An 18,867-nucleotide genomic window follows, 5' to 3' on the forward strand; every position below is an offset into this window, starting at 1 on the left:
GCCGGGGGCTTTCCGCTTGCTTGCGCCTGAACGCATCTCGGCCGAAAATGCCTTCTGGTCGCGTTCAAATGTGGGGAGTCCAATGCGCGTCTTGGTAATCGGCGGAACCGGGTTCATTGGTCAACATGTGGTGGCCCGTCTGGTTAAGGCGGGCCATGTGGTTCATGTGCCCACTCGTCGCTATAGCAAGGGACGTGACCTGCTGGTATTTCCCACACTCACCCTGTTTGAGGCCGACGTACACCAGGACGCCGTTCTCGAGCGCCTCCTAAGGCAGGTAGACGCTGTCATCAACCTGGTTGGTATTTTGCACAGTAAACCTGGCAAGCCCTATGGCCCGGACTTTCGTCGCGTGCATATAGAGCTGCCCCGACGTATCGCCGCAGCATGTCGCAAAACAGGAGTCTCGCGCTTGCTGCACGTCAGTGCCCTGCGAGCCGATCCCCAGGGGCCAAGCGCCTATCTGCGCTCCAAGGCAGACGGAGAGGCTGCAATCAAGGCCGAATTTGCCTCGTTTCCCGAAGGCAACTACACCATCTTCCGGCCGTCCGTGGTCTTTGGTCGCGAAGACAACTTCATGAATCTGTTTGCGAAGCTGGCCCGCTGGATGCCTGTGATTCCCCTCGCTGCAGCGCAATCGCGACTGCAACCCGTGTATGTGCGGGATGTGGCGAAAGTCATGGTCAACTCGCTGCAAAACTCGACTACCTACCAAAAAACGTATTCGGTTGCCGGCGTCGCACAGTACAGCCTGGCCGATCTGGTAAGGTTGGCGTCGCAATGGGCAGGTACTCCGCGCCCGGTAGTTCCAATGCCAAACTTTATCGGTTATTTGCAAGCTTTCTTTTTTGAATTGTTGCCCGGTGAACCGATTATGTCGCGCGATAACCTCAATTCGTTGCAGGTGGATAATGTAAGCGACGAACCAATGGCGCCGGAGCTTGGCGTTGTTCCGACACCATTGGAATCCGTGGCTCCGACCTATCTGCGAAAACGCCGGGCCTGACAGGGCGGTACTCGATGTACCGCCCCACGCGGCTACTCGACGGCCTTGACCATGTCTTCGAGCACTTTCTTGGCGTCCCCGAAGACCATCATGGTCTTGTCCATGTAAAAAAGCTCGTTGTCCAGGCCGGCATATCCGGCAGCCATGGATCGCTTGTTTACGATAACTGTACGTGCCTTGTAAGCCTCGAGGATGGGCATGCCGGCAATGGGCGATTGCGGGTCGGTCTTGGCCGCGGGATTCACCACATCGTTGGCGCCTAAGACCAGCACGATATCGGTCTGCGAGAACTCGCTGTTGATGTCTTCCATTTCGAATACCTGGTCGTACGGCACTTCGGCTTCGGCCAACAGAACGTTCATATGTCCAGGCATCCGGCCGGCTACCGGGTGAATGGCGTACTTTACGGTTACGCCTTTTTCGGTGAGCTTTTCGGCAAGTTCCTTGAGGGCGTGCTGTGCGCGCGCCACGGCCAGCCCATATCCAGGGACAATGGTTACTGTCTCGGCGTTGCTCATCAGGAACGCCGCGTCGTCAGGGCTGCCCGACTTGACGTTGCGTTGCTCTTGCGACCCGCCCTGCGCGGCACCACCTTCGGATCCGAAGCCGCCCAGAATCACGTTGAAGAATGAGCGATTCATCGCCTTGCACATGATGTACGAGAGGATGGCACCCGACGACCCCACCAACGAGCCGGCAATGATCAGCATGGGGTTGTTGAGCGAAAATCCGATGCCCGCAGCGGCCCAGCCCGAGTAGCTGTTGAGCATGGACACCACCACAGGCATGTCTGCTCCGCCGATAGGAATGATAATGAGCACGCCCAGTACAAACGCCAGTACAGTCATGATGACGAAAGGCGTCCATTGTTGCGTGAACATGAACCACAAGCCGCAGCCCAGCATGACCAGCGCCAACAGCAAGTTCAGCAGGTGCTGGCCCTTGAATACCACCGGGGCACCTTGAAACAGCCGAAACTTGTACTTGCCCGACAATTTGCCGAAAGCAATGACCGAGCCGGAAAACGTGATGGCCCCGACGAATGTACCAATGAACAGTTCGAGGCGGTTTCCAAGCGGAAGCGCCTGGCCTTCGGCGGCGATATTGAATGCATGTGGCTCTGCCACAATGGCGATGGCGATGGCTACCGCGGCCAGGCCGATCATGCTGTGCATGAAAGCCACCAGCTCGGGCATTTTGGTCATTTCTACCCGCTGGGCCATGATGGTGCCGATGACGCCACCGATCAGCAAGCCCAGAACGATCCAACCCAGACCCATTGCCGCTGAACCTTCGGTGAGGCTTACTATCAGAGCGGCCGTGGTAAGCACTGCGATGGCCATCCCGACCATGCCGAATACGTTGCCCCGGCGGGAGCTTGTGGGGTGGGACAGACCCTTGAGCGCCTGAATGAAGCAGATTGACGCGAGCAGGTAGAAGAAAGTGACAAGGTTGATTGAGATCATGCTTTGCCTCCCGTCTTTTTATCTTTCTTCTTGAACATCTCGAGCATGCGTCGGGTGACAAGAAATCCGCCGAATACGTTGACCGCAGCCAGCGCCACCGCAAAAACGCCCATGAATCGTGCGAGATTGCCTTCGGTCAGGGCGGCGGCAAGCATGGCGCCGACGATGACAATGGCCGAGATGGCATTGGTGACAGCCATCAGGGGCGTATGCAGCGCCGGGGTCACGTTCCAGACGACGTGATAGCCCACATAGACGGCAAGAACAAAGATGATGAGGTTGAGCAGGGTGGGGTTGATGGCTTCCATCAGGCGCTCCTGAGTACGTTACCGTCGTGGGTCATGAGGCAAGCGGCCACGATCTCGTCGTCGCGCTGAATTGCCAGGCCGCCCTCGGCGTCGGTGATGAGCTTCAGAAAATCCAGTACGTTTCTGGCGAAAAGGGCGGACGCGTCGGCAGCGACGCGTGCCGGCAAGTTACTGTAGCCGATCAGTTTCACCCCGTGCTTTACTACAATTTTGTCCAGTTCGGACAAGGGGCAGTTGCCGCCACGCTCAACGGCCAGGTCGACAATGACTGAGCCGGGTTTCATGGCCTGAACGGTTTCCTCGCTTATCAGCGTGGGGGCCGGGCGTCCGGGAATAAGCGCAGTGGTGATGACGATATCCGCCTGCTTGCACCGTTCGGAAACCAGGGCCGCTTGTCTGGCCATCCATGCAGGAGGCATGGGGCGAGCGTAGCCTCCAACCCCCTGGGCAATTTCTCGCTCTTCATCGGTTTCAAAAGGGACCTCAATAAATTTGGCACCCAGCGACTCGACCTGCTCTTGTGCGGCAGGACGTACGTCAGAGGCCTCGACCACGGCTCCCAGGCGACGAGCCGTAGCGATGGCCTGCAGGCCGGCGACTCCGGCGCCCAGCACAACCACCCGTGCTGCCTTGAGCGTTCCTGCAGCTGTCATCATCATGGGGAATATGCGGCCGTACTCGTTTGCCGCCAGCATTACGGCCTTATAGCCGGCAAGGTTTGCCTGCGAAGAAAGGACATCCAGGCTCTGTGCGCGAGTGATGCGTGGAGCGGCCTCGAGCGCGAACGCCGTGAGACCGGCCTGTGCGAGTGCGGCCAGACCTTCTTGATTGAATGGGTCGAGCATGCCCACCAGGACGGCGCTGCGTTTCATATGACCAAGTTCATCCGTCGAAGGTGCGCGCACCTTCAGCACCAGGTCGGCTGCCAGGGCCTCTTGCTTGCCGACGATGGTGGCACCGGCATCCTTGTATGCGTCGTCGGTGTAACTGGCTGCCACCCCGGCGTCGGACTCAACGACGACGCGGTGATGGGCAGCAATAAGTTTCTTGACGGTTTCGGGCGTAGCGGCGACGCGAGTTTCGCCCGCCGTGCTTTCGCGCGGAATTCCGATCAGCATGACATATTCCCCTATGTTGTGGGCGCGTATTTTTTAACTATTTACTATAACCGCTGGGCCCGGTCCTGGAAAAACCGGGCCCTGACGCGCTAGCCCTTGCTGGCTTCAAGCGCTTGGGAGATATCGGCCAGAATGTCGTCGATATGCTCGATGCCGATTGAAAGGCGGATCATGTCTTCGCCGACTCCGGCAGACTTGAGCTCTTCGGGACTGAGCTGACGGTGAGTGGTAGAGGCAGGGTGGCAGGCCAGAGATTTGGCATCGCCGATATTTACCAGCCGCAGGATAAGTTGAAGGGCGTCGATAAAACGGGCCCCGGCTTCAAAGCCGCCCTTGATGCCAAACGACAGTATCGCAGCGGGTTTGCCGCCCATGTCGAAATATTTCTTGGCCAGCTCGTGGTCGGGATGATCACTGAGACCGGCGTATTGCACCCAGCTGACCTGCGGATGCGCCTTCAGGTATTCGGCCACCTTTTGCGCGTTCTGGACGTGACGTTCCATGCGCAGGCTGAGGGTTTCGATACCTTGCAAAATCAGGAAGGCGTTGAACGGCGACAGGGCCGAACCCGTATTGCGTAAAGGCACCACCCGGCAGCGACCGATAAAGGCGGCTGGCCCGAGGGCTTCGGTGTACACCACCCCGTGATAGGAAGGATCGGGCTCATTCAGCATGGGGAAACGTTCTTTGTGCTCGGCCCAGGGGAACTTGCCCGAATCGACGATAGCGCCGGCAATGGTGGTTCCATGGCCACCCATATATTTGGTGAGTGCATGCACGATGATGTCAGCGCCGTGTTCAAAGGGGCGGCACAGGGCGGGCGACGCGACGGTGTTGTCGACGATAAGCGGAACACCGTGGCGATGTGCGGCGTCTGCCAGAGCTTGAATATCTACGACATTACCGGCCGGATTACCGATGGTCTCGCAGAAAACAGCCTTGGTATTGTCATCGATAAGTGCTTCGAGGGCTGCGATATCGTCGTGAGGTGCAAACTTTACGGTGATGCCCTGACGCGGGAAAGTGTGGGCGAACAAATTGTAAGTGCCGCCGTACAGCTTGCTGACCGAAACAATGTTGTCGCCGGCTTGGGCAATGGCCTGAATGGCATAGGTGATGGCGGCCATGCCTGAGGCGACGGCCAACGCACCGACGCCGCCTTCCAGTGCCGCAACGCGCTCTTCGAGGATGGAGTTCGTCGGGTTGGTGATGCGGGTATAAATGTTGCCGGGAACCGCCAGATTGAACAGGTCGGCGCCGTGCTGGGTGCTGTCAAAGGCGTAAGACGTGGTCTGATAAATGGGGACCGCTACCGATTTGGTCGTGGGATCAGGCTTGTAGCCGGCATGGACGGCAAGTGTTTCAAGTTTCATATTTGTTTTTTGAGTGTCGAAATGGGTCAATGGTGCCAGGAAGCATGCGCGCGATGAACCGTACTATCGGAACTTTCGCTGAGGTGACGATGAACCGAACCGGGCTTTGGCGGTCTTATACGAAGACTATAAGATAGCGTATTTGCAACGGTATGATTGCAACTGCCAAAATACGCGTTTAAAAAGTTACGTCCATTCGCCCGCAGCCTTGCGCTGATCGGGTAGGTTAGCATTCACCATAACGATTGTGTCAAACGGCTGGGGTAAACCCCAGCATCTTGAGGAAGCAGATGAAAGTTGGGCTCAGACGCGTGCTGTTGGGCATTGGTGCACTGGTGTTCGTGGCGCTGGGAGCCTTGGCGATATTTCTCCTGACCTTCGACCCCAACGCCTACAAGAACCGTTTCGAAGAATTCGTATACGAGCGGTATCAGCGAACGCTCTCAATACAGGGCGATATCGAACTGTCGATGTTCCCCCGCATAGGACTGTCGGTACAGAATGTGTCCTTGTCCAATCCCGGTGCTCCCGATGAGCTGTTTGCCTCCATCGACAGTGCACGTTTTGCGGTCGCTATCTGGCCGCTGCTGTTCAATCGATTTGTTGTAGATCATGTCGCTTTGAGCGGCTTCAAGGCCTGGATACGGCGAGACGAGCAGGGCGAGTATAACTTCCAGGATCTGTTCGAAAGTGTCGCCGGGCCTGCTCAGCCAATTGCCCTGGTTCCAGACCCTGCTCCGGGGGCTGACACATCGGTCGGTATCGTCAGTGACGCGGTGGCGCAGCCGGTTGCCGAAGGTACGGTGCCACCAAGGCAGCGAAAAGAAGCCGCCCTGCATGTGGACATTGCCGGTCTTGAGCTCAAGGGTGGAGAAATCCACTACCTTGATGTCAAACGGGCGAAGGCGGCGCGGCTCGTCGACCTGCAGCTCAATACAGGCCGCATGACCTTTGATCAGCCATTTGAAGTATCGCTGCGCGGCGCGCTGAAAGGGGAAGATCCCCGCGCGGACGCCACCGTCGAAGGTCAGGCGTTGGTCAAGGTCGATCCCCTGCTCGAAACCTATTCCGCACAGAAACTGAATCTATTGATCAGCGGCGCCGTCGGTCCCCTTGATGCAAAGACAGTAACCTTGCGAGGCAACTTCGTGTACGACGGCTATTCCCGAATGGTGGATGCGCGTGCGGTTGAAATGCTGGTGCAGGGTGATCTGCAGGCAGATCGTCGGGTGCAGGACCTTAACGCCAGTCTGGCCATGCCGCGCCTGAAAATCGACCAGACCTATGCAGAGTTCAACATCGAACGGATGTCCTTGCGCGCTACGGGTGCCTTGCCGGACCGCAAGTTCGATATCGCCTTCGATGCCCCGCGTTTGTCGATCTCGCCCGAAACGGCCGAAGGCGAGGCTGTCGCGGGCACGGTCAAACTGGTGGGACGCCAAACGCTTGGCCTGGCGCTTGGCATGAGCGGGCTGGGTGGGAACGCCTGGAACCTCAGCCTCAAGGAACTCAAGGTCGACGGTCAGTTAAAGGACGGCGACCATCTGATGCTGGTGAATATGTCCAGTCCTGTGCAGTGGGATGTCCTTAACGAAAAAGGTGCGCTCTCCGCCATCAAGGGCGATGTATCCATACAAGATACCAAGGATCCCGCCAAGACGTTTGAGTTCCCCCTGATCGGGAGCTTGCACGCTGATCTGGTCAAGGACGAGCTCAGCAGCGACATCAACGCGGTACTTAACGGTGCACCCCTTAATTTCAACCTGAAGGCGGCGAACCTTTCCGACCCTAAACTTCGATTTGCCTTGCAGGCGGACATGCTGGACCTGGACAAGCTTTTTCCTGCTCCCAAGCCACCGGCTGAGCCGGCCCAGGATGCCGAAACGCCAGACGCCCAGGGCAAGGCAGAACAGGCGCAAACAAGTGAACAAAAAGCATCATCAGCACAACCCGCGCCCATCAACCTTTCCCTGCTTGATGACATCGACGTCGAAGGCACGGTCAAACTGGGGGGACTCAAGGTTCGTGGCCTTGCGGTCAACGACTTCGGCATGACGGTCGTCGCGCGCGAAGGCCGGCTTGGTATCAGCAAGATTTCCGCCGCCCTGTACGACGGATCGCTCAGTGGCACGTTCACGGCCAACTCCAGGAACGAAATTGCGGGCAAGTTCAACTTGTCGCAAGTGGCGTTGGGGCCACTGATGCGGGCGGCAAGCGGCAGTGACCGCATCAGCGGCAAGGGCAATGCCGTCATCGACCTGAAAAGTCAGGGCATTACGTCAGCGACCCTGAAAAGCAATTTGAGCGGTACTGCCAACATGCAGTTGCGCGAAGGAGCGGTGCGCGGCATCGATCTTAACCAGACTCTGGCACAGGTGGGCGGCATACTCACGACCGCTCTGGGCGGCGAGGTTCCTGCCCTGCCAACGACCTTCGATCTGGGAAGTCGCACAGAGTTTGATTCCCTGGATGTTGCCCTGTCGATCAAGGATGGCGTCGCTGACGTGCGTAAGCTCGATTTCCGTTCACCCCTGCTTCGTGTCACCCAGGGCAAGCCGGCAAGCGTCAACCTTGTCCACAACAGTCTCGATTTATTGGCGAACGTCCGAGTCGTCAAAGCCGGTGCTGAAGGCATCGACCTGTCGGCCTTGCGCGGAATGACGGTGCCGGTACATGTTGCCGGCCCGCTGGATGGGCCCCGAATTGACGTTCAATGGCAGGTCATGGGTGGCAGTCTTGTCAAAAGCGCCATCCAGAGAGGCTTGATGGATCTGGTCGGAGAAAAGGCGACAGAGCCCGGCACCGCTGGTTCGCCTGTCAATCCCGAACCCGTATTGCCGTTGGGTGACGACCCTGTCAAAAGCCTGGGAAATACGCTGAAGGGGTTGCTGGGCCGATAAGCGTCGCAGCAACGCGGGTACTTCAGCGGTGCCTCAGGCAGGCAACCCGGCCAGACGCTGGAATTTGCGAAGCAGTGTATCGGCGTCTTCCTGGTGTTCGGGGTCGACCTCGATACACTCTACCGGACACACCACCATGCATTGGGGTTCTTCGTGATGGCCGACACACTCTGTGCACAGACTCGGGTTGATCTCGTAGATTTCTGCGCCCATGTAGATGGCGGTGTTCGGACATTGTGGCTCGCAGACATCGCAGTTGATGCATTCGTCGGTGATTCGCAATGCCATGGCTGGTTCCTGCTCAAAAGAAGTAGGGCGGGCATGTGTCCCGCGCGCGTGTAAACAAGTTGCGCCTTGTGGGCGCTACGTATCGGACCGTTGGGTAAGGGTCCGTGGCCAGTGCTTATTTTAGACTTCTTCGGAAGGGGAGGCGAATGCGCTGATGGCAACGTGGCCCCCTGGAGGCCAAACCGCCGCTTTTTTGCCTGCTTGTACGGATATTCAGCTGCCCGATGCGGCTTCGCGCACTGCCTTGGCTTTTTCGTGCAGCCATCGCTCTACCGAAGGAAAGACGAACTTGCTGACGTCGCCACCTAAAATTGCAATTTCGCGCACGATGGTGCCGGAAATGAACTGGTACTGATCGGATGGCGTCATGAACAGGGTTTCTACCTCTGGAAGCAAGTGGCGGTTCATGCCGGCCATCTGGAACTCGTATTCGAAATCAGACACTGCGCGCAGGCCACGTACAATGACGCGGGCGTTTTGTTCCCGGACAAAGTCTTTCAGCAACCCGGCAAAGCTCTTGACCTCGACATTGGGGTAGTGCCCCAGCACTTCCTGGGCGATTTCAACACGTTCTTCAACCGTGAAGAAGGGCTTCTTGGCCTGACTGTGAGCGACTCCGACAACAACATGATCGAACAGGCTGGCGGCGCGACGAACCAGGTCTTCGTGACCACGGGTTAGAGGATCGAATGTTCCTGGGTAGACGACGGTTATCATGAGGCTTCCGATGACAAATGGGTTTCGGGGGACGAAAAAGAGGGATTATTGTCGTTTTCTTGCGGTGCAGCAAACTGGAGCAGGCCAAAGTGAACATGCCCCGCCTTGCCCTGACGCAACACTGCATAACCGGGCGGTATGTTCGCAAGCGTTTCGGCTTCGATGTAAATCAGTGCATCAGGAGCCAAGAATTGCGGCAGACGGGTCCATAGCCGTTCAATCCAGCCCTGCCCGAATGGCGGGTCGAGCAGCACCAGGTCGTAGCGGGTCGCGTCCAGACGCTGGGCGACAACCGAGGCATCGCCTGCATGAATGCGAACATTGCTGGCGCGGAGTTTGGTTCGTAATGCGCGTAGGGCGGCCACTGCAGCCGGGTTGTTTTCGACCATTTGTACATGAGCAACTCCGCGCGACGCGGCCTCGAACCCAAGGGCGCCGGTACCTGCAAACAGGTCAAGAACCTGCTTATTGGAAAAGTCGCCACCCCACAGGTGGTGCAGCCAGTTGAACAGCGTCTCGCGAACGCGGTCGGGGGTGGGTCGCAAACCAGGAGCATCAACGACCGGAATTGGGGTGCGTCGATAATCACCGCCTACAATACGGACGATATGTTTTTTCATATTGATGCGGACAGCCACGCCGCTCAAAGCCATTTACTCTAGTGTAAAGCCTATGTTCAGTTTTTTTAAAAGAAAGAAGAAGTCTGAGGTCAAGCCGGCCGATGCCGAAACCTCCCAGGGCGCCATCACAGAAGACGGATCGACGTCAGGCGATAGCGGGCCATCTGGTGACGCATCGGGCTCGGAGGCCGGGCTGGCTGAAGCGTCCCCGGCGGCTGAACGGATAGAGCGCGAACGTGCCGAGGCTGAACGTGCTGCCGTCGAGCAACAGGCAGAAGCCGAGCGAGCTGAAGTCCGACGTCTCGAAGCGGAGCGTGTCGAGGCTGAACGCCTGGCGGCCCAGCGCGCGGAGGCAGAGCGACTGGAAGAAAAACGGCTGGCAGCTCAACGTGCTGAAGCAGAACGCGCTGAAGCAGAACGTGCCGAAGCAGAACGTGCTGAAGCAGAACGTGCTGAAGCAGAACGTGCTGAAGCAGAACGTGCTGAAGCAGAACGTGCCGAAGCGAAACGTGCCGACGCTGAGCGCCAGCAGGCCGAAAAAGCGGCGGCGCCGGCCAAGACGTCATGGCTTTCGCGTCTGACCAGCGGTTTATCCCGAACAGGGCAGAGCATCAGCACGCTGTTCGTGGGCGTTAAAGTAGACGAAGACCTCTTCGAGGAACTTGAAACCGCATTGATCATGGCCGATGCCGGGGTTGAGGCAACCGAAAAATTACTCACTGCGCTGCGCGCACGTGTCCGCAAGGAAAAGATTACGGATGCGACCCTGGTGAAGGCGGCCTTGCGCGAAGTCCTGACCCAGCATCTGGCGGTTCTTGAAAAACCTTTCCCGATCGATCAGGCCAAACCCCTGGTCGTCATGATTGCCGGAGTGAATGGCGCAGGCAAGACCACGTCAATCGGTAAGCTGGCGAACGCGTTTCAACGGCAGGGCAAAAGCGTGTTGCTGGCGGCCGGCGATACCTTCCGGGCGGCCGCACGAGAGCAGCTTGTGGCGTGGGGAGACCGCAATAATGTCACCGTTATTGCCCAAGAGGGCGGCGACCCCGCTGCGGTGGCTTTTGATGCTGTCAATGCCGGCAGGGCTCGTTCTGTGGACGTCGTCATGGTCGACACCGCAGGTCGCCTGCCCACACAGCTGCACCTGATGGAAGAGCTCAAGAAGATCAAGCGTGTCATTGGCAAGGCGGATGGGCAGGCGCCTCACGAGGTGCTGCTGGTTGTCGACGGAAACACCGGGCAAAATGCCATCTCGCAAATCCGCGCCTTTGATGCCGCTATCGAACTGACTGGCCTGGTGGTCACGAAGCTTGATGGCACGGCCAAGGGCGGCGCCCTGGCAGCAGTCGCAGCCGGCAGCCAGGGGGTGCGTCCCGTGCCCGTGTACTGGATTGGCGTGGGCGAGGGCCTCGAAGACCTTCAACCGTTTGTCGCAAGCGAATTTGCTACAGCGGTTGTGGGGAACTGACGGCGACCTGCTGCCGGTCACGGTCTCCGGTAAGCACAGTTTGCTTCAGCAGGCGTAGCAGCATCGACTGGAATTCCCTGCTGGCCGCAGTGTCGCGCCATTGGTGCGCTTGCTTTGTGTGGAACATTTTTGACAGGTCAGGGCGTGTACCGGGTGCCAGGTCGGAATACCGTTTCCAGCACGCTTGCAAGCGTCGAACTCCACGTAGAAACTGATGGAATTGCGCCTTGGTTTGTTCGGCGGTGGTGCTGGTCGCGTCGACCCCGGCAAGCAGCGAAGCGTTTGCCGAAACTTGCAACAGGCACTCGGTGCTGCAGGTAATGTAGCCCTGAACAGCCGGAAGCGCGCGCAGGTGGGGCAAGCGCATGGCCCGTCGCGGCTCGAACACTGCCGGGGGTGCGCTTCCTTTGCTTTCTTTGCTTGCGGGCATCAGCGCGGCCAATCGGTCTCCTCGCTGTGCCTTGCTGCGAGTTTCGATTATCAATCCGTAATGGTTCAACCAGTGGAGCGCGAGGTCGAACACACCCGCCATCTCGCCCTCCAGCAGTTCGAACTCGATTTCATTCACAGGCAGCTTCCAGCCCTTGGCCAGAATGAACCCCGTGTCAGAAGCAACTTCAATGTTTGCGCCGGCATGCTCCAACTGGAATGACTCGCGCTGAACATCGGTTTCGTAGCGTACACCAAGGGGTTCGGAAAGCGATGCCAAAAATTCGGCGAGCGGACTCGAGTCGTACAGGGACAGATCCAGTTCGGCAGAAGGCCGAGGGTGATTGATTTCAATGCGTGATAGCGGGTCAGGTCCCGGGGCTTTGACCGTTTGCACCCACTGCCCATTTTCGCAGCGGACGCGCAGGGCGATGCCCGCCCCGGCCAAAGTGCGCGTCGCAGTGTCGAAATAAAGCGCCCGAAGCGACTGGCGGCCGGCTTTATGCGAGCGCACTGCCTTGGCAATGGCAAATTGAGCTTGGGCAGGGACGTGGAGGCAGAGTTCTCTTTCCATGACGCATAGTAACTTTGATTGCGCTGAAGGGAGCCCGGCAGGGCTGATCAAGGCCAATGCTATCTGCTTGTGCCCGGTCTGCACGAATAAGCAGTTCGGGCGACAATAGCGGTTTGTTCGCCCATCCTGGCGTTAAAATGAACGGTCTTTCATTGAGTCATTTGTCATGAGCAATTTATCCGAGGCGCACGCTGACAGCGCACAAAGCTACGATATCGCGCCCATCCCGGAAATCATCGCCGAACTGCGGGCCGGCCGCATGGTCATTCTGGTCGACGAAGAAGATCGCGAGAACGAAGGCGACCTGGTTCTGGCTGCAGATTTCGTCACGCCCGAAGCCATCAATTTCATGGTTACCCATGCTCGTGGCCTGGTTTGTCTGACCCTTACCGAAGAGCGCTGCAAACAGCTGGATCTGCCCCTGATGGCAAGCCGCAACGGCGCTCGCTTTGGTACCAACTTCACGCAGTCGATCGAAGCTGCAGAAGGTGTCGAAACAGGCATTTCGGCAGCAGACCGTGCACGGACCATACAGGTAGCCGTCGCCCGCAACGCCAAACCTTCCGATCTTGTACAGCCCGGGCATATTTTCCCCGTACAGGCCGTGCGCGGCGGCGTACTGGTTCGAGCCGGCCATACCGAAGCAGGTTGCGACCTTACCGCCCTGGCAGGCCTTACGCCTGCGGCGGTAATCTGCGAAATCCTCAAACCTGACGGCACCATGGCTCGACTGCCTGACCTCATGGTTTTCGCGCGTGAGCACGGCCTCAAGATCGGTACCATCGCCGACCTGATCCAGTATCGTAGCGAACATGAATCCATGGTCGAGCGCGTCAGCGAGCGCCTGCTCCAAACCCCTTGGGGTGAATTCCAGGCCGTTGCCTACCGCGATCTGGCATCGGGCGCGCCGCACCTGGCTCTGGCCCATGGCGATATTTCTCCAGATGTCGAAACCCTGGTACGTGTACACGAGCCCACGACCATGCTCGATATCCTTTCGGCTGACCCCACCTCGCACAGCTGGACGGTTCCAAGTGCCATGAAGGCCATCAGCAATGCACCCGCGGGTGTAATGGTATTGCTGAATTGCCAGGGCTCGGCGGAATTATTGTTTGGGCAGTTCGAAGCCTGGAACAAGCCTCTTGAAACCAGCACGGGCGAGAGCCAGCGCTTCGATCTGCGAACCTACGGTATTGGTGCACAGATTCTTCGCGACCTGAACGTCGGGCGGGCCCGCTTGCTTGCCCGGCCTCGCAAAATGCCCAGCATGGCAGGTTTTTCCCTGACCGTAACGGGTTACGATACTGAACCTACCCCTTCTGCCTAAAGGAACCCAGACATGAACCCTTATACCTTATCGCCCGACCTTAACGGAGAAGGCCTGCATTTGGGCATTGTCCGTGCGCGTTTCAACGAAGAAATCGGCCTTGCCGAACTGGACGCCTGCCTGGCCGAACTGGCAGAGCTGGGTGTAGACGAGCGGGACGTCATGGTCGTGTCGGTTCCAGGCGCTCTCGAGATGGGCGTTGCCTTGGCACAAATGGCCGAAACATTTGAATTCGATGCCCTGATTGCGCTGGGTGCGGTAGTGCGCGGTGAAACCTACCATTTCGAAATCGTCAGCAACGAAAGTGCAGCCGCCATCAGCCGGATAGCGCTCGAAACAGGTATTCCCGTTGCAAACGGAATCCTTACTACCGAAACCGAAGAGCAGGCAAATGTCCGCGCTGCCGAAAAAGGACGCGACTGCGCACGCGCGGCCGTAGAGATGGCCAATCTTGTTGCCGCCCTCGAGCCCGAATCGGACGATGACGACGACTTTGACGAGGATTTCGACGACGAGGACGACGATCTTGACGAAGAATAAAACGCAAGCCGGTACCGCTCGCGTCAATCCGCGCAGCGCTCGCCGCCGTGCTCGCGAATTTGCCCTGCAGGGTATCTACGCGTGGCTCTTGCGAGGCGATGAAGGCCTGCAAGAGGCCGGCGCGATCGACGCTCACCTGCGTGACGACGAAGAGTTTCCAGAAGCTGATGCAAACTGGTTCAAGACGCTGCTTCACGGAGTGCTCCGTGAAGCCCCCGCCTTGCGCAAAAGCTTCGAGCCTTATCTCGATCGCCCGCTGGAAGAATTGTCGCCCATCGAGCACGGCATCCTGCTTATCGGCAGCTACGAACTGGTCAATCATATCGAAGTGCCTTACAAGGTGGCCATCAACGAAGCAGTCGAACTGGCCAAGTCCTTCGGAGGCACCGACGGCTTCAAGTTCGTCAACGGCGTGCTCGACCGCATGGCGGCCGACGTTCGTTCTGTCGAGGTCGAAGCCGCCGCACGTCAACGCAGGGGCGGCTGACACCGCCGCAGGCAGGACAGCCCTTGAACGAATTTGATCTGATCAGACGGTATTTTTCCCGGCCGGTACCGGCCGGCTACCTTGGCGGGGGCGACGATTGCGCATTGTTGCCCATTGGTGTCGGGCTGCAGCTTGCTACAAGTACCGACCTGCTTATTGAAGGCAGGCACTTCCTGCCAGGTGCAGATCCCCGTTGCCTCGGACACAAGGCTCTGGCGGTCAATATCTCTGATCTGGCGGCCATGGGGGCCAAACCACTTGGCTGCGTGTTGGGGCTTTCCTTGCCCCGCGTCGACGAACGCTGGCTTAGCGAATTCTCGGATGGCTTTTACAGTCTGGCCGAGCAGGCAGCGTGTCCCTTGGTTGGAGGCGATACTACCCGCAGCGACGGCATTGTCATCAGCGTTACCGTTTACGGTCAGGTTGATCCTGCCTTGGCACTTCGGCGCGACGCCGCCCGCTTGGGCGACGACATCTGGGTCACGGGCACCCTGGGCGCGCCCCATGTGGCGCTGCAATTTTTGACCCACAAGCTATCTCCAGATCCGGAATTGCTGGCTGCTGTTCGTCCGGCGCTCGAACGTCCGCAGCCTCCGTGGAAATTCGCACAACACTTGCCAGGTCTCGCTCACGCGGCACTGGATATCTCGGACGGTTTGCTGCAAGACCTGGGGCATATTCTGGCAGCAAGCCAATACGGTGCAGTGTTGCACTATGCCTGTTTGCCGATAGACCCCGCCCTGGACAAATTGAACGAGCCGCTGCGACGTGAAGCCGCCCTGGCCGGTGGCGACGTGTATCAGCTGTGCTTTACAGCGGCTCCCAACCATCGTGCGGCGATAGAAAAGCTGGCGAATGAGCACGCCGTGCAGGTCAGCCGGATCGGCTTCATACAAGAACCCCCCGGGCTGGTCGTGCTCGATGATTCTGGTGTGCCGTTGTCTGTAGCTCACGCGGGTTTCGATCACTTCTCCTAAGCAAAATGTCCGATATTCCACCCAGCCCACCTCATTCAAGTTCCGGTAAATTGAAATCGTTCACCTGGATGCTGAGACGTCCCGTCCGGATTGTGGCGCTGGGGTTCGGCAGCGGTTTGCTTCGCCCGGCTCCGGGAACCTGGGGCACGGCGCTAGGATGGTTGCTTTGGGTATTGGTCGTATCGCGTCTGTCCGATGCCGGCATCGCTGTGGCACTGGTTGTGGCGTTTGCTTATGGGTGCTGGGCGTGCCACCAGGTTGGCAAAGAGCTGGGCCGCGCGGATGACGGTTCGATGGTGTGGGACGAAATCGTTGCGTTCTGGCTCGTGCTGTGGCTCATGCCCGAAAATGTGGGTGTTCAGGCGATAGCGTTCGTCATCTTCCGATTCTTCGATATCGTCAAGCCTCCGCCAATCCGGTATTTTGACAAGAGGCTCAAGAATGGACTGGGTGTCATGTGGGACGACATCCTGGCTGCGGCCTATAGTTTGCTGATTTTGGCTGTTCTGGTACGCCTGGAGGTCTTATGAGTCAGACTCAAACCGTTGCTCTTGCCCGGCAATTGGGCATATTGCTTGTGGATCGCGGCTGGATGCTGGCGTGCGCCGAGTCGTGCACGGGCGGCATGTTAAGCGCAGCAATCACTGACGTGGCAGGTTCAAGCCAGTGGTTTGATCGGGGTTTTGTAACCTATAGCAATGCAGCCAAGTCTGAACAACTAAGGGTGGGTATCGACACACTGGAACGGTTTGGCGCCGTCAGTGAAGAAACAGCAATGGAAATGGCGGCCGGTGCGCTAGATGCCAGTCATGCGCAGGTGGCTGTGTCTACAACTGGCATAGCCGGCCCCGGAGGTGCTGTTCCCGGCAAGCCGGTGGGCATGGTCTGTTTTGGCTTTGCCCAGCGTAGCGGGCAGGGCATTACCACCCGGGCCGTCACCAAGGTGTTTGAGGGCGACCGCGCCCAGGTGCGCACCCAGGCGGTTGCATTCGCCTTGCATGGAGTCCTGGATCTGGTGCAGCCCTAGTATCGACCTACAAGGTGGCGCGGGCGGCGTTTATGGCATCTCGTGTATCCATCGCCGCTTTGGCGGCTGCTTCGCGCCAGTCGTCGCCAGAGCCGGCGTAAATGATTGCACGCGATGAATTGATCATCATGCCCGTTCCGGCTGCCGTACGGCCCGCCTTGACTGTAGCGACGATGTCGCCGCCTTGTGCGCCGATTCCAGGGACCAGCAAGGGCAGGTCTCCGACACGCTGGCGCACTTGCGACAGCTCGTCCGGAAACGTTGCGCCTACTACCAGCGCGCATTGACCATTGCGGTTCCACTTTTCAGCGACCAGCCCGGCTACGCGCAGGTATAGCGGTTCGCCGGATTCCAGCTGGAGCGCTTGCAGGTCGGAGCCACCCTTGTTCGACGTGCGACACAGAACAATGACGCCTTTCTCTTCCCAGGACAAATAAGGTTCGATGGAATCAAAGCCCAGATACGGGTTGACCGTAACCGCATCGGCTTTGAAACGTTCAAACGCTTCGCGCGCATACTGTTCGGCAGTCGAGCCAATGTCGCCTCGTTTGGCATCGAGCACCAGCGGTAGATTCGGATAGTGTTCCTGTACGTAGCGGCACAGGTCCTCGAGCTGATCTTCGGCGCCTTGGGCGGCGAAGTAGGCGATTTGCGGCTTGATGCCGCAGGCGTAAGGTGCAGTTGCGTCGACGATGCCGCGGCAGAACTCATAAATGGCGTCGGGGCGGCCGTGCAGCTCGGACGGAAATCGCATCGGGTCTGGGTCCAGCCCGACCATCAACAGCGAATTTGCGTGGTTCCAGGCGGCGTCGAGCTTTTTGAGGAAGGTGGTCATTGAGGAATCAAAAGTAAAGACGTAAATGAATAGGGGGGCATCACGAGGCGGGGCCCAGGCCCGCCAGTACGGCGATCCACACGATGGCGGCCACAATAATGGACAGCATGACAGCGGCGCTACCCAGGTCCTTGGCCCGGCCGATCAGGGGATGCCGCTCGAGTGTTATGGCATCGGCCAGGGTTTCGATGGCCGAGTTGAGCAGTTCCACGATCAACACAAAGAACAGGCTGCCGATGAGCAGGAGCTGTTCGGCCAGAGTATTGCCTGCCCAGATTGCGACCGGGATCAGCACCGCACATAGCAGCAGCTCCTGGCGGAACGCGGCTTCATGCTTCAGCGCGGCGCCAAAGCCGTGGAACGAGTAGCGCAGTGCATTCAGCAGGCGGGCTGCGCCGCCATGGCTTTTGAAGGGAGATTTCTGTGGCGTCATGAAGCTGGTTGGACGTGGCCGGCCTCGCCGGAACATGAGCATTGTATTCAGAAAGCAGGCTTGCGTGGTTTGCAGCAGTAACGCAAAAAAGAGCCCTCCCGGTTTTATTGGCGATTGGAAAGGTCGTTGGTTTGTATTCTCTGGAAGCCCTCGCGTTGATGGAGCCCGGACGCAAAAAGGCCCTCGATTTTTTCGAGGGCCTTGTACTGCGGTCGAATCCGGCACGGCAGCGGGCCTTGGTATTGCCGGCCCGGCTGCCGCGCTTGAGTGACAAGAGGCTTAGAAGCCGCCCATGCCACCCATGCCACCCATGCCACCCATGTCGGGCATAGCAGCAGGTTTCTCTTCGGGGATCTCGGCAACAGCAGCTTCGGTGGTCAGCAGCAAGGCTGCAACGGAAGCGGCGTTTTGCAGAGCGGTGCGGGTAACCTTGGTGGGATCCAGCACACCTTGCTCGACGAGGTCGCCGTATTGACCGGTAGCGGCGTTGTAGCCGTAGTTGCCTTCGCCGTTGGCAACATTGTTGACCACGACGCTGGGCTCTTCGCCGGCGTTGGCAACAATGGTGCGCAGGGGAGCTTCAACAGCGCGCAGGATCAGCTTGACGCCGGCTTCCTGGTCGATGTTGTCGCCCTTGACCTTGGTGATGGCAGCCTTGGCGCGGATCAGTGCAACACCGCCGCCAGGAACAATACCCTCTTCGACGGCTGCGCGCGTAGCGTGCAGGGCGTCTTCGACGCGGGCTTTCTTTTCCTTCATTTCGACTTCGGTGGCAGCACCAACGCGAATCACGGCAACACCGCCTGCCAGCTTGGCAACGCGCTCCTGCAGTTTCTCGCGGTCGTAGTCGGAAGTCGCTTCTTCGATCTGAACGCGGATCTGCTTGACGCGAGCTTCGATCGACTTGCTGTCGCCGGCGCCGTCGATGATGATGGTGTTCTCTTTGCCCACTTCGACGCGCTTGGCTTGACCCA

At 58.6% G+C, this 18,867-nt stretch carries 20 protein-coding genes; 9 read left to right on the plus strand and 11 right to left on the minus strand.

Annotation, left to right across the window (positions count from 1 at the left end; translation table 11 throughout):
* Positions 1 to 1,006 (plus strand): complex I NDUFA9 subunit family protein (locus tag Q1J88_RS10355; RefSeq protein WP_366902659.1); only part of this gene is annotated, 1,006 nt, incomplete at its 5' end.
* A gap of 32 nt (positions 1,007 to 1,038) precedes the next feature.
* Here the strand turns inward: Q1J88_RS10355 and Q1J88_RS10360 are convergent.
* The 4 genes from Q1J88_RS10360 to Q1J88_RS10375 all read right to left on the minus strand — a co-directional run bounded on the left by Q1J88_RS10360 (position 1,039) and on the right by Q1J88_RS10375 (position 5,271).
* Positions 1,039 to 2,472, minus strand: coding sequence for an NAD(P)(+) transhydrogenase (Re/Si-specific) subunit beta (locus tag Q1J88_RS10360; RefSeq protein WP_301117586.1), 1,434 nt, complete (start codon positions 2,470 to 2,472; stop codon positions 1,039 to 1,041).
* Positions 2,469 to 2,780 (minus strand): NAD(P) transhydrogenase subunit alpha, encoded by a 312-nt coding sequence (locus Q1J88_RS10365; RefSeq protein WP_301117587.1) that lies wholly within the window; start codon positions 2,778 to 2,780, stop codon positions 2,469 to 2,471. The genes Q1J88_RS10360 and Q1J88_RS10365 overlap by 4 nt, the downstream gene beginning before the upstream one ends.
* Positions 2,780 to 3,898, minus strand: coding sequence for a Re/Si-specific NAD(P)(+) transhydrogenase subunit alpha (locus tag Q1J88_RS10370; protein WP_301117588.1), 1,119 nt, complete (start codon positions 3,896 to 3,898; stop codon positions 2,780 to 2,782). The genes Q1J88_RS10365 and Q1J88_RS10370 overlap by 1 nt, the downstream gene beginning before the upstream one ends.
* 89 nt (positions 3,899 to 3,987) lie before the next feature.
* Positions 3,988 to 5,271 carry a bifunctional O-acetylhomoserine aminocarboxypropyltransferase/cysteine synthase gene (locus Q1J88_RS10375; protein ID WP_301117589.1) on the minus strand — a complete coding sequence of 428 codons (1,284 nt, stop codon included), beginning with the start codon at positions 5,269 to 5,271 and terminating at the stop codon, positions 3,988 to 3,990.
* Positions 5,272 to 5,561: 290 nt separating this feature from the next.
* Here Q1J88_RS10375 and Q1J88_RS10380 point away from each other — a divergent pair, with 290 nt between their 5' ends.
* A complete protein-coding gene (locus Q1J88_RS10380; RefSeq protein WP_301117590.1) occupies positions 5,562 to 8,171 on the plus strand; it encodes an AsmA family protein in 2,610 nt (869 codons plus the stop codon).
* Between the two features lie 33 nt (positions 8,172 to 8,204).
* On the opposite strand, the gene Q1J88_RS10385 is transcribed toward Q1J88_RS10380, so the two are convergent.
* From Q1J88_RS10385 to rsmD, 3 genes are all read right to left on the minus strand, one after another.
* Complete coding sequence (locus Q1J88_RS10385) at positions 8,205 to 8,459, minus strand: YfhL family 4Fe-4S dicluster ferredoxin (RefSeq protein WP_301117591.1); 255 nt, start codon at positions 8,457 to 8,459, stop codon at positions 8,205 to 8,207.
* Between the two features lie 213 nt (positions 8,460 to 8,672).
* The gene (gene coaD, locus Q1J88_RS10390; protein WP_301117592.1) at positions 8,673 to 9,176 is read right to left on the minus strand and encodes a pantetheine-phosphate adenylyltransferase; all 504 of its coding nucleotides are present in this window, start codon (positions 9,174 to 9,176) and stop codon (positions 8,673 to 8,675) included.
* Entirely contained in the window at positions 9,173 to 9,796 is a 624-nt protein-coding gene (gene rsmD, locus Q1J88_RS10395) for a 16S rRNA (guanine(966)-N(2))-methyltransferase RsmD (RefSeq protein ID WP_301117593.1), read from the minus strand. The genes coaD and rsmD overlap by 4 nt, the downstream gene beginning before the upstream one ends.
* A gap of 223 nt (positions 9,797 to 10,019) precedes the next feature.
* Here rsmD and ftsY point away from each other — a divergent pair, with 223 nt between their 5' ends.
* Positions 10,020 to 11,264 (plus strand): signal recognition particle-docking protein FtsY, encoded by a 1,245-nt coding sequence (ftsY, locus tag Q1J88_RS10400; protein WP_366902666.1) that lies wholly within the window; start codon positions 10,020 to 10,022, stop codon positions 11,262 to 11,264.
* Here the strand turns inward: ftsY and Q1J88_RS10405 are convergent.
* Positions 11,242 to 12,267, minus strand: coding sequence for a CYTH domain-containing protein (locus tag Q1J88_RS10405; protein WP_301117596.1), 1,026 nt, complete (start codon positions 12,265 to 12,267; stop codon positions 11,242 to 11,244). The two genes, ftsY and Q1J88_RS10405, sit on opposite strands and share 23 nt — an antisense overlap.
* A gap of 166 nt (positions 12,268 to 12,433) precedes the next feature.
* On the opposite strand from Q1J88_RS10405, the gene ribBA reads away from it, so the two are divergent.
* The 6 genes from ribBA to Q1J88_RS10435 are packed head-to-tail and all read left to right on the plus strand — an operon-like array spanning position 12,434 to position 16,625.
* Positions 12,434 to 13,594: a bifunctional 3,4-dihydroxy-2-butanone-4-phosphate synthase/GTP cyclohydrolase II gene (gene ribBA, locus Q1J88_RS10410; RefSeq protein WP_301117597.1), complete on the plus strand. Its 1,161-nt coding sequence runs from the start codon at positions 12,434 to 12,436 to the stop codon at positions 13,592 to 13,594.
* Between the two features lie 12 nt (positions 13,595 to 13,606).
* Entirely contained in the window at positions 13,607 to 14,134 is a 528-nt protein-coding gene (gene ribH / locus Q1J88_RS10415) for a 6,7-dimethyl-8-ribityllumazine synthase (RefSeq protein WP_301117598.1), read from the plus strand.
* On the plus strand, positions 14,121 to 14,621 hold the full coding sequence (gene nusB, locus Q1J88_RS10420) for a transcription antitermination factor NusB (protein ID WP_301117600.1): 501 nt from the start codon (positions 14,121 to 14,123) through the stop codon (positions 14,619 to 14,621). Before ribH ends, nusB begins: the two co-directional genes overlap by 14 nt.
* Positions 14,622 to 14,644: 23 nt before the next feature.
* Positions 14,645 to 15,598 (plus strand): thiamine-phosphate kinase, encoded by a 954-nt coding sequence (gene thiL / locus Q1J88_RS10425; protein ID WP_301117601.1) that lies wholly within the window; start codon positions 14,645 to 14,647, stop codon positions 15,596 to 15,598.
* 5 nt (positions 15,599 to 15,603) lie between these two features.
* Complete coding sequence (locus tag Q1J88_RS10430; RefSeq protein WP_301117602.1) at positions 15,604 to 16,128, plus strand: phosphatidylglycerophosphatase A; 525 nt, start codon at positions 15,604 to 15,606, stop codon at positions 16,126 to 16,128.
* Positions 16,125 to 16,625, plus strand: a complete 501-nt coding sequence (locus tag Q1J88_RS10435; protein WP_301117604.1) for a nicotinamide-nucleotide amidohydrolase family protein — start codon at positions 16,125 to 16,127, stop codon at positions 16,623 to 16,625. Before Q1J88_RS10430 ends, Q1J88_RS10435 begins: the two co-directional genes overlap by 4 nt.
* Positions 16,626 to 16,632: 7 nt before the next feature.
* Here the strand turns inward: Q1J88_RS10435 and pyrF are convergent, their stop codons facing one another.
* The 3 genes from pyrF to Q1J88_RS10450 form a co-directional block, all read right to left on the minus strand.
* Entirely contained in the window at positions 16,633 to 17,460 is an 828-nt protein-coding gene (gene pyrF / locus Q1J88_RS10440) for an orotidine-5'-phosphate decarboxylase (RefSeq protein ID WP_301117605.1), read from the minus strand.
* Between the two features lie 40 nt (positions 17,461 to 17,500).
* On the minus strand, positions 17,501 to 17,893 hold the full coding sequence (locus Q1J88_RS10445; RefSeq protein WP_301117606.1) for a diacylglycerol kinase: 393 nt from the start codon (positions 17,891 to 17,893) through the stop codon (positions 17,501 to 17,503).
* Positions 17,894 to 18,172: 279 nt separating this feature from the next.
* Positions 18,173 to 18,867: TCP-1/cpn60 chaperonin family protein (locus Q1J88_RS10450; RefSeq protein WP_301117607.1), on the minus strand; the 695-nt coding region annotated here is incomplete at its 5' end.

This window comes from Pusillimonas sp., from assembly GCF_029263785.1.
Lineage (GTDB): Bacteria > Pseudomonadota > Gammaproteobacteria > Burkholderiales > Burkholderiaceae_B > Pusillimonas.